13 protein-coding genes are annotated in these 9,010 nt (G+C 47.8%); all 13 read right to left on the bottom strand.

Features of this window, described 5'->3' with window-relative positions:
- Window positions 1-112 precede the first annotated feature (112 nt).
- The 13 genes from rpsQ to HMPREF3144_RS07445 all read right to left on the bottom strand — a co-directional run bounded on the left by rpsQ (window position 113) and on the right by HMPREF3144_RS07445 (window position 8,951).
- Window positions 113-388: a 30S ribosomal protein S17 gene (gene rpsQ / locus HMPREF3144_RS07505; RefSeq protein ID WP_048767503.1), complete on the bottom strand. Its 276-nt coding sequence runs from the start codon at window positions 386-388 to the stop codon at window positions 113-115.
- A gap of 1 nt (window position 389) precedes the next feature.
- Window positions 390-581, bottom strand: a complete 192-nt coding sequence (rpmC, locus tag HMPREF3144_RS07500; protein ID WP_018026682.1) for a 50S ribosomal protein L29 — start codon at window positions 579-581, stop codon at window positions 390-392.
- 9 nt (window positions 582-590) lie between these two features.
- Entirely contained in the window at window positions 591-1,004 is a 414-nt protein-coding gene (gene rplP, locus HMPREF3144_RS07495) for a 50S ribosomal protein L16 (RefSeq protein WP_018026681.1), read from the bottom strand.
- Window positions 1,005-1,006: 2 nt separating this feature from the next.
- Complete coding sequence (gene rpsC, locus HMPREF3144_RS07490; protein ID WP_018026680.1) at window positions 1,007-1,798, bottom strand: 30S ribosomal protein S3; 792 nt, start codon at window positions 1,796-1,798, stop codon at window positions 1,007-1,009.
- A gap of 9 nt (window positions 1,799-1,807) precedes the next feature.
- A complete protein-coding gene (gene rplV, locus HMPREF3144_RS07485) occupies window positions 1,808-2,137 on the bottom strand; it encodes a 50S ribosomal protein L22 (protein ID WP_018026679.1) in 330 nt (109 codons plus the stop codon).
- Window positions 2,138-2,140: 3 nt separating this feature from the next.
- Window positions 2,141-2,416, bottom strand: a complete 276-nt coding sequence (gene rpsS / locus HMPREF3144_RS07480; protein ID WP_018026678.1) for a 30S ribosomal protein S19 — start codon at window positions 2,414-2,416, stop codon at window positions 2,141-2,143.
- 13 nt (window positions 2,417-2,429) lie between these two features.
- A complete protein-coding gene (rplB, locus tag HMPREF3144_RS07475) occupies window positions 2,430-3,257 on the bottom strand; it encodes a 50S ribosomal protein L2 (protein ID WP_018026677.1) in 828 nt (275 codons plus the stop codon).
- Window position 3,258: 1 nt separating this feature from the next.
- Window positions 3,259-3,564, bottom strand: a complete 306-nt coding sequence (gene rplW / locus HMPREF3144_RS07470) for a 50S ribosomal protein L23 (RefSeq protein WP_018026676.1) — start codon at window positions 3,562-3,564, stop codon at window positions 3,259-3,261.
- Complete coding sequence (rplD, locus tag HMPREF3144_RS07465; protein WP_018026675.1) at window positions 3,561-4,184, bottom strand: 50S ribosomal protein L4; 624 nt, start codon at window positions 4,182-4,184, stop codon at window positions 3,561-3,563. The genes rplW and rplD overlap by 4 nt, the downstream gene beginning before the upstream one ends.
- Entirely contained in the window at window positions 4,184-4,873 is a 690-nt protein-coding gene (gene rplC, locus HMPREF3144_RS07460) for a 50S ribosomal protein L3 (RefSeq protein WP_018026674.1), read from the bottom strand. The genes rplD and rplC overlap by 1 nt, the downstream gene beginning before the upstream one ends.
- A gap of 322 nt (window positions 4,874-5,195) precedes the next feature.
- Window positions 5,196-6,572 carry a DNA recombination protein RmuC gene (rmuC, locus tag HMPREF3144_RS07455; RefSeq protein ID WP_070477253.1) on the bottom strand — a complete coding sequence of 459 codons (1,377 nt, stop codon included), beginning with the start codon at window positions 6,570-6,572 and terminating at the stop codon, window positions 5,196-5,198.
- Between the two features lie 5 nt (window positions 6,573-6,577).
- Window positions 6,578-8,296 carry a SulP family inorganic anion transporter gene (locus HMPREF3144_RS07450; RefSeq protein WP_070477251.1) on the bottom strand — a complete coding sequence of 573 codons (1,719 nt, stop codon included), beginning with the start codon at window positions 8,294-8,296 and terminating at the stop codon, window positions 6,578-6,580.
- 139 nt (window positions 8,297-8,435) lie between these two features.
- Window positions 8,436-8,951: a PepSY domain-containing protein gene (locus HMPREF3144_RS07445; protein ID WP_018026671.1), complete on the bottom strand. Its 516-nt coding sequence runs from the start codon at window positions 8,949-8,951 to the stop codon at window positions 8,436-8,438.
- Between the last annotated feature and the right edge of the window lie 59 nt (window positions 8,952-9,010).

The following is a 9,010-nucleotide window of genomic DNA, read 5'->3' as shown; positions in this document are numbered from 1 at the left end:
GGGTTTGCCAACCTCGCTGGGCAAACACATAAAAAACCCAAACCATCATAAGACAGTTTGGGTTTTTGGCTGTGAAATAACAGCATTAAATTAGCGTTAACTAACTACGTAATTAAATTACGCGAGCAGCTTCGACTAATCTAACTGCGGTCCATGATTTATCTTTAGAGATAGGACGGCCCTCTGCAATTTCAACGGTATCGCCTTCGTTGTACTGGTTCTCTTCGTCGTGTGCCTTGTAGTTCTTAGAGCGGTTAACGAATTTACCGTAAAGTGGGTGCTTAACACGGCGATCAACACGCACAACAATGGTTTTATCCATTTTGTTGCTCACCACTTTACCAATTAAGGTACGTTGGCGCTTCTCTGTAGTTTGAGTTTCGCTCATATTAGTTACCTGCCTTTTCGGTTAAGATAGTGCGTACACGTGCAATATCGCGACGTACTTTTGACAACTGGCTGCTGTCAGCTAATTGCTGAGTAGCGTGTTGCATACGCAAGTTAAATTGTGCCTTTAGTAAGGACTCGAGCTCTTTATGAAGCTCGGTCACGTCCTTTTCACGTAATTCAGATGCTTTCATAAATACCTCTTATACAATTTGACGTGTGACGAAGGTGGTAGAGATTGGCAACTTAGCGGCAGCTAAGCGGAATGCCTCACGAGCCAATTCTTCGCTTACACCATCCATTTCATAGAGAACCTTACCCGGCTGGATTTCAGCAACCCAGTACTCAGGGTTACCTTTACCGCTACCCATACGAACTTCAGCAGGTTTCTGTGAAATCGGTTTGTCCGGGAAGATACGGATCCATACGCGACCACCACGTTTAATGTGACGCGTCATCGCACGACGAGCCGCCTCAATTTGACGGGCAGTTAAACGACCACGACCGGTCGCTTTTAAACCGAAATCACCGAAGTTTACCTGTGTACCACGAGTGGCTAAGCCAGTGTTACGGCCTTTTTGCTCTTTACGATACTTTCTGCGAGCTGGTGATAACATAATTACTCTCCTTTAGCCTCAGCTGCTGTGTCAGCTTGCTGATTCTGCTGGGCGGCCGCAGGACGGCGACGGCGACGGCGTGACTCAGGACGGTCACCACGAGGGCGACGACGAGCACGACGATCGTCTTCAGCAGGTGTTGCTAACTCAGGTGGCAATTCGCCATTAGGCAATAAATCACCACGATAAACCCATACTTTGATACCGATAATACCGTAGGTAGTTTCAGCTTCAGACGTTGCGTAATCGATGATAGCGCGTAGGGTATGTAAAGGCACTCGACCTTCGCGATACCATTCGGTACGAGCAATCTCAATACCATTTAAACGACCTGAAGAAGCAATACGGATACCCTTGGCACCAGCACGCATCGCATTAGAGATTGCACGCTTCATCGCGCGACGGAACATAATACGCTTTTCTAATTGCTGAGCGATAGAGTCAGCGATTAGTTGTGCATCGATTTCGGGCTTACGAATTTCTTCAATACCTACGTGAACAGGTACGCTCATTAAGCGCTGTAAGTCGGCATTTAATTGAGCGATATCATCACCGCCCTTACCGATTACAACACCAGGACGTGCTGTATGAATCGTGATACGCGCAGTTTTAGCAGGGCGCTCAATCACAACACGACCTACTGAAGCATTTTTAAGTTTACGCTTCAAGTATTCACGTACTTTAACGTCTTCGTGTAATAAACTACCGAAATTCTTATCGTCAGCATACCAACGTGAATTCCAGTTACGAGATACAGCGAGACGGAACCCGGTTGGGTGTACTTTCTGACCCATTGTGACTCCTTAAACGCCGACTTTTACCACGATGTGGCAAGTCTGCTTCTCAATACGGTTACCACGGCCTTTGGCACGTGCTCTAAAACGCTTCATTGATTGAGCCTTATCAACGTAAATAGTTTTTACGATTAACTCATCAATATCAGCACCGTCATTGTGCTCAGCGTTAGCGATTGCTGACTCTAGAGCTTTTTTGATGATGCCGGCGGCTTTTTTCGGTGTGAACGTCAAAATATTCAACGCTTGCTCAACTGATTTACCACGGATTAAGTCCGCTACAAGACGAGTCTTTTGCGCTGAGATATGTGCGTTACGAACAATAGCTGTTGTTTCCATCACTTACCTCTTAGACTTCTTATCCGCTGCATGACCTTTGTAGGTACGAGTCTGCGCGAATTCACCAAGTTTGTGACCAACCATGTTCTCGTTGATATAAACCGGTACGTGTTGACGACCGTTATGTACAGCAATCGTTAAACCGATAAAGTCCGGTAGGATTGTTGAACGACGAGACCAAGTTTTGATCGGCTTCTTATCCTTGCCTTCAGTAGCTGCCTCAACCTTTTTCATCAAAGAGGCTTCTACGTAAGGGCCTTTTTTAATTGAACGTGACATAGTTTATTGCCCCTTATTTACGCTTACGACGTGAGACGATCATGCTGTCAGTACGCTTATTACGACGAGTTCGGTAACCCTTAGTTGGCGTACCCCATGGGCTCACTGGCTCACGACCTTCACCGGTTCTACCTTCACCACCACCGTGCGGGTGATCGATCGGGTTCATTGCCACACCGCGAACGGTAGGACGAATACCGCGCCAACGCATGGCACCGGCTTTACCGTAGTTCTGAAGGCTATGCTCACTATTGCCGACTTCACCGATAGTGGCGCGGCAATCGATATGCACACGACGTACTTCACCGGAGCGTAGACGAATCTGCGCGTAGGTACCCTCACGTGCCATCAACACAGCAGAAGCACCGGCTGAACGAGCGATTTGACCGCCTTTGCCAGGCAACATCTCAATATTGTGAATGTGTGAACCGATTGGAATATTGCGGATTGGCATCGCATTACCAACACGGATAGGCACTTCAATGCCTGATTCAATCTGTGCACCCACTTCTAATTTCTTAGGCGCAAGAATATAGCGACGCTCACCGTCAGCATAAACCACTAGAGCAATATGCGCCGTACGGTTAGGATCGTACTCAAGACGCTCTACTCTCGCAGGCACACCGTCTTTATTGCGACGGAAGTCGATAATACGGTAATGCGATTTATGACCGCCCCCACGATGACGGGTAGTGATACGACCGTGGTGGTTACGACCGGAACCGCGTTTTTGCGACTCTAATAAAGGAGCATAAGGTGCACCCTTGTGTAGATCCGGGTTAACCACTTTAACCATACCGCGGCGGGCTGGTGATGTAGGTTTAATAGTTACTAATGCCATCTTAGTTCACCTCCGAAAAGTCAAGTTCCTGACCTTTTTTGAGTGATACATATGCGATGCGGACATTTTTACGGCGACCCATAAAACGACCGGCACGCTTTACTTTACCTTTACGGTTTAAAACTGATACAGAGTCAACTTCAACTTCAAATAAAAGCTCAACTGCTGCTTTAATCTCCGGCTTAGTTGCGTCAGGAGCAACACGCAGAGCAATCTGAGGCTGATCCGCAGAACGTTCAGCAATAAACGTTGCTTTCTCAGTAATCACCGGAGCCAGAATGACTTGCATTAAACGTTCTGCTTTCATCCTAAGATCTCCTCAAGTTGGGCAATTGCACCTTTAGTGATCAACACGTTCTTGTAATGAATTAAAGAAAGTGGATCGGCGTAGCTAGTTTCAACAACAGCAACACCCGGTAAATTGCGAGTAGCTAAATAAGTATTTTCGTCTAAATCATCCGTGATCACTAACACCGAATCTAGCACGCCCATTGCTTTTAATTTGCTAGCGGCCATTTTGGTTTTAGGTGCATCAAAGGTGAATGATTCAACGACAGCGATACGCTCTTCACGCGCCAATTGTGACAAGATAGAACGAATACCGGCACGGTACATCTTCTTGTTAACCTTTTGGCTGAAGTTCTCATCAGGCTTGTTAGGGAAAGTGCGACCACCCCCACGCCACAATGGTGAACCCGCAGCACCGGCACGCGCACGACCGGTACCCTTTTGACGCCATGGCTTGCGAGTACTATATTTAACCTCTGAACGATCCTTTTGAGCACGGTTACCGCTACGAGCGTTAGCTTGGTAAGCTACAACGACTTGGTGTACTAATGCTTCGTTGAAATCACGACCGAAAATTGTCTCGGGTGCGCTCACAGTACCGTCAGCAGCGCCTTGTGCATTTAGGAGCTTAAGTTCCATTATTTGGCTCCTTTAACAGTCATTTTAATTGCAGGACGCACGATCACGTTGCCATTTTTATGGCCAGGCACAGAACCCTTAACCATAATCAGACCACGCTCTACATCAACACGGACCACGTCCAAGTTTTGTACTGTGCGAGTGACATCACCCATGTGACCAGCCATACGCTTACCAGGGAAAACACGACCCGGGTCTTGGGCCATACCGGTAGAACCAGGGGCACGGTGGGAGATTGAGTTACCGTGAGAAGCACGCTGAGCGCTAAAGTTATGACGCTTAATCACACCGGCAAAGCCCTTACCAATGGTTGTACCCTGTACATCCACCTTTTGGCCCACTTCAAATAAGCTATCAACAAGAATCTCAGCACCCGCCTCAAACTCAGCAGCAACAGCTGGATCTAAACGGAACTCTTTGAGAATGGTACCGGCTTCTGTGCCGGCTTTGGCGTAGTGACCTGCTAGTGGCTTAGTCACACGGCCGGCACGGCGCTGACCGAACGCAACCTGAACAGCAGCATAGCCATCCGTCTCAACGGACTTCACTTGAGTCACACGGTTGCCTGATACGTCCAGTACAGTTACCGGGATTGAATCACCGTCTTCGGTGAACAAACGCATCATGCCAACCTTACGACCGACTAGGCCTAACCGATGAGCGGCAGGCGTTGTTGTCGAATTTGACATTTTAATTACTCCATTCCCCACTACGATTGGTGGGGGCTAACATTTATTATGAGGGGTAAATATCTTGCTTTTAAGCATTCGCACCGGACCGCTTGATATAAGCATACTCACCATGGGCAACGAGACCATCGCTCATCATGCTTGGCGGTAAACCGGTTAAGTGAAAACTTAGAGAACTCGCAATCTATTTGCACTAGCTTTGAACTTTATACCGCAAGTATTTCACAACTCTGCGCAGCATAAAGCGCATTTTTAGTAGCTAGCCCACTACTATACCATGAAAGTCTATGCATTCCAAGGGTTTATACTGTTTTTGTTGTTTTTACTCTCTCTCACTATCCCATGCCGCAGGTAGCTCGCTCTGTAAACTAACCTCGCTCACCTCAGGCATCTCCTTAGCGGCTTTGGCACTCAAGCGATTAAAACGCGCTAACTTGGTGGTAATGCCCTGCTGACCAGCAAAGGAACGAGCCATTTGATTGAATAAGCGAGTAGAGCTATTTAAGCTCTGTCCTAATTTACACATATGCTGTGCCACCAGCGCTGCCTGATTGTATATCGCCATTGCCTCATCACCCAAGGCCAGAGCTTGTTGATGACTATCACTACGCAACCACAAATAGGCCACTGTTTTTAATAAAGGCAATAAGGTGGTCGGTGAGCTTAGGATAATATTTTTATTAAAGGCATAGTGATACAAGGCCTCATCCGCCTTTAGCGCCTCAATAAAGGCGGCCTCAATTGGCATAAAGAGCATCACAAAACCTGGGCTATTAAGCCCTGGCAATTGGCTATAGTCCTTAGCGCTCAGATCATCAATATGCTGGCGCACCGCTTTCACATGCCGCTGTAAATAGTACTTTGCACACTCCTCATCGTCAGCGGTAATGGCCGCTTGATAATCGACCAGTGAGACTTTACTATCAATCACAAGCTCTTTATCATCGGGTAGGTATACCACCACATCCGGCAGCAAACGCTGTCCACTCTCTTGTCTAAAAGCGACTTGGGTTTTATAGTGCCTATCTTTTTCTAAGCCAGCCTGCTGCAACGCCGACTCCAATTGCAACTCACCCCAGTTACCGAGCGCCTTTTTATCCCCTTTAAGGGCACGTGTCAGCGCTTCCGCTTCCGCTCCGATACGTAAACCCGCATTCATTAACTGCTTAATTTGTTCGGAAATGGCACTGTGCCCCTGCAAAGACTGCCCATGCAAATCATTTATGCGCTGTTGAAATAAATCCAAGCGCTCCCTAAACGGTCTTAATACCTGCTCTAAAGAACCCTGATTGCGCTCCAATAAGGCGCGCCCTTTTTCATCCAATAAGCGATTGGAGAGCAGTTCAAAACGACGCGCTAATTCCTGCAATTGCTGCTTATTCTGCTCTTCCTGCAACTCTTTATATTGCTGCTCAAAATTAAGCTGCGTAGACAGTGCAACGACTTGCTTATCCAGCTGATCTTTTTCATCATCAAGCATCTTAAGCTCTGCTTCCAACGCTCTCAGCTCCGCTTTCAGGCGCTGATTTTCTTGCTCCCGATCCAGCAAACGCCACTCGGCTAAGCGACGATCAGAGCGAGCTTTTAAAAGCAGCAAATACATGCAAAAAAATACCAGCACGGTCGGCACCAACCCCAACGCCAACACCTGATAAACCGACCAATTGGCAAGCAAGGCATCAAACCATTGCAATATCATTGAGCTTAACCCTTGGCAGCCGCGTCGACTGCTGCTTGTTGATGTAAATAGGCGAGCACGGCTTGACGCGTTTCTTCAAGGCTATCATGCATATATCCTTCACCTAAGTCACGCAGCCATTCGCTACGCCAGAGAATGCTTTTAGCCTGTGGTCGCAACCCATAGATAAAAATTGGCACCCCCTGCGCTTGATACGCTTGTAGCATTTCTTTTAAGGCCACCACACCGGAGGAATCCACGTAAATAATCCCGGAAAAATCCAACACCAAGGCTTTTTTAGCCATGGGATTTAACAACTTTTGAGTAAGATTGACCGAGCCGAAAAATACCGAGCCAAGCAAGCGATAATAACTCACGCCCTCTTCTTCCGGTGTTTGAGCCAAGTTCTGCTTTTCCGCCACCGTCAACATAGAGACGCGATAAATAAAGGTAAAACACGCTAAGGCAATACCTACCTGCACCGCCACGGTGAGACTCACCATCACCGTCAAGAAAAAGACCGAGAGTAAGGTGGCCGCATAGGCTAAAGTATGCGACGGGATACGTGCAAATTCACGCCACGCCCCCATATTCCACGCCACCGACATCAAAATAGCCGCTAAAGTAGCCAAGGGAATATATTGCGCTAAGGGTGCCGCCACCAGCACCACAACCAATAAGGCGAGCGCATGAATCATACCCGCAATCGGCGTTCTACCGCCGTTTTTTACATTGGTCACGGTACGGGCAATGGTGCCGGTCGCCGGCATACCGCCAAAAAATGGCACCACCATATTCGCAAAGCCCTGAGCTAGCAGCTCCTGATTCGGATCGTGCTTATCCTTAATCATATTGTCAGCCACACGTGCACATAACAAAGACTCTATCGCCCCCAGCACGGCTAAGGTAATCGCCGGCATCATTAAGTCACTCATCAGCGCCAGGCTAAAGGCGGGGGCCGTAAACGCTGGCAAACTCTGCGGTATACCACCAAAACGGCTGCCGATGGTCTCTACCTGCAAATCCCCCAGTTGCACTAACAACACACCGACAATTAAAGCCACGATAGAGCCCGGGATATGCGCTAAAAAACGCATGAGTTTGGGCACAGGGTGTTGACTATCTTTATTGCGCAAGAACCTGCCACTCAGCACCAACACACGCTGCCACAAAAACACGATGGCCAAACACAGCAAGGCCACGATAAAGGCTTGAACATTCATTTGCGGCAAGGCCTGCCACAAACTTTGCATCAAGGGGAAGAAGTCTGCCGGCACATCCTCTAAGGGCAAGCCCAGAAAGTCTTTGATTTGAGACACACCAATCAATACGGCAATGCCATTGGTAAAGCCAATAATGACCGCCACGGGAATAAATTCCACCAAGCCGCCTAAACGCAAAAAGCCCATCAGCCACAGAAAAACACCGGACATCAAGGTCGCTAACAGCAGCCCCTCAACCCCATATTGATGCACAATGCCGTAGACAATCACAATAAAGGCGCCGGCCGGGCCGCCAATCTGCACCCGTGAACCGCTAAATAAAGAAATCAGCAAGCCCCCGATAATCGCTGTAAACAGTCCCGCCTCTGGCTTTAGACCCGAGGCAATAGCAAAGGCCATCGCTAGGGGCAACGCAACCACGCTCACCGTCAAGCCTGCGCCCAAATCCTGCAAGAATTGCTCTGCCGAATAGCCACGCCTTAACTCATAGATTTTAGGATTAAAACGCATCGTAAACTTCATCAGAACCTCTCAACAGCATAATAAAATCAGAGCGCAACCGCCCCGGCAAGACGACCAATATACTATAGCAGTAGCTAAAACGAAAAGACAGGCTTTAAAAGCCTGTCCTCTATTTTTAGTGATTGCGCAAGCGCACTAATTAATCCTCTTTGCGCTCAATAATTTTACCGTCAGTGGCATCTATTTTTAGCTTAAACTTCGTCGTTGCATTAAGCGTCTCAACCTTATAGTAGGCATTCTGCTCCTTAGCTCGCTTAAGCTCAATCTCCTTAACCCGAGCTTGGGTAGCTTCCTCAGCGATAGTAATGGCATCCTGCAATGGAATATTTGCTTCTAAGCGAGGCTGATCCTTGAAATAGTCCTTATCAATGCGGTTCTTAAGCACATCACCACTATCCGCATCTACCTCGATTTTATGTCTATCGTTGCTTCCCTGAACCTCGATTTCATAAGAGGCACTCTTTCTATCGAGATCCAATTCCAACTCAACGGCGTGACCCGGCGCCTCGCTAGTCGCAATGCTTAGTGCCTGCGCTGGACTGATTTTCAGTGCTTCTATGCGTTGCCATTGGTCGGTGGCGGCACTCGCACTAAATGCGGCAATACTCAGGGTGGCGGCAACTAAGGCACCCATACTTTTTTTAATCATTTGCATAACACACTCCTTACTCAATGTAATTGGAGACTTTTGCATAAAAGCAGTTAAATACCGGA

Source organism: Oligella sp. HMSC05A10 (assembly GCF_001808335.1).
GTDB lineage: Bacteria > Pseudomonadota > Gammaproteobacteria > Burkholderiales > Burkholderiaceae_B > Oligella > Oligella urethralis.
The sequence above is the reverse complement of the archived record's forward strand: the minus strand, read 5'-3'. Positions and strand labels throughout refer to the sequence as shown.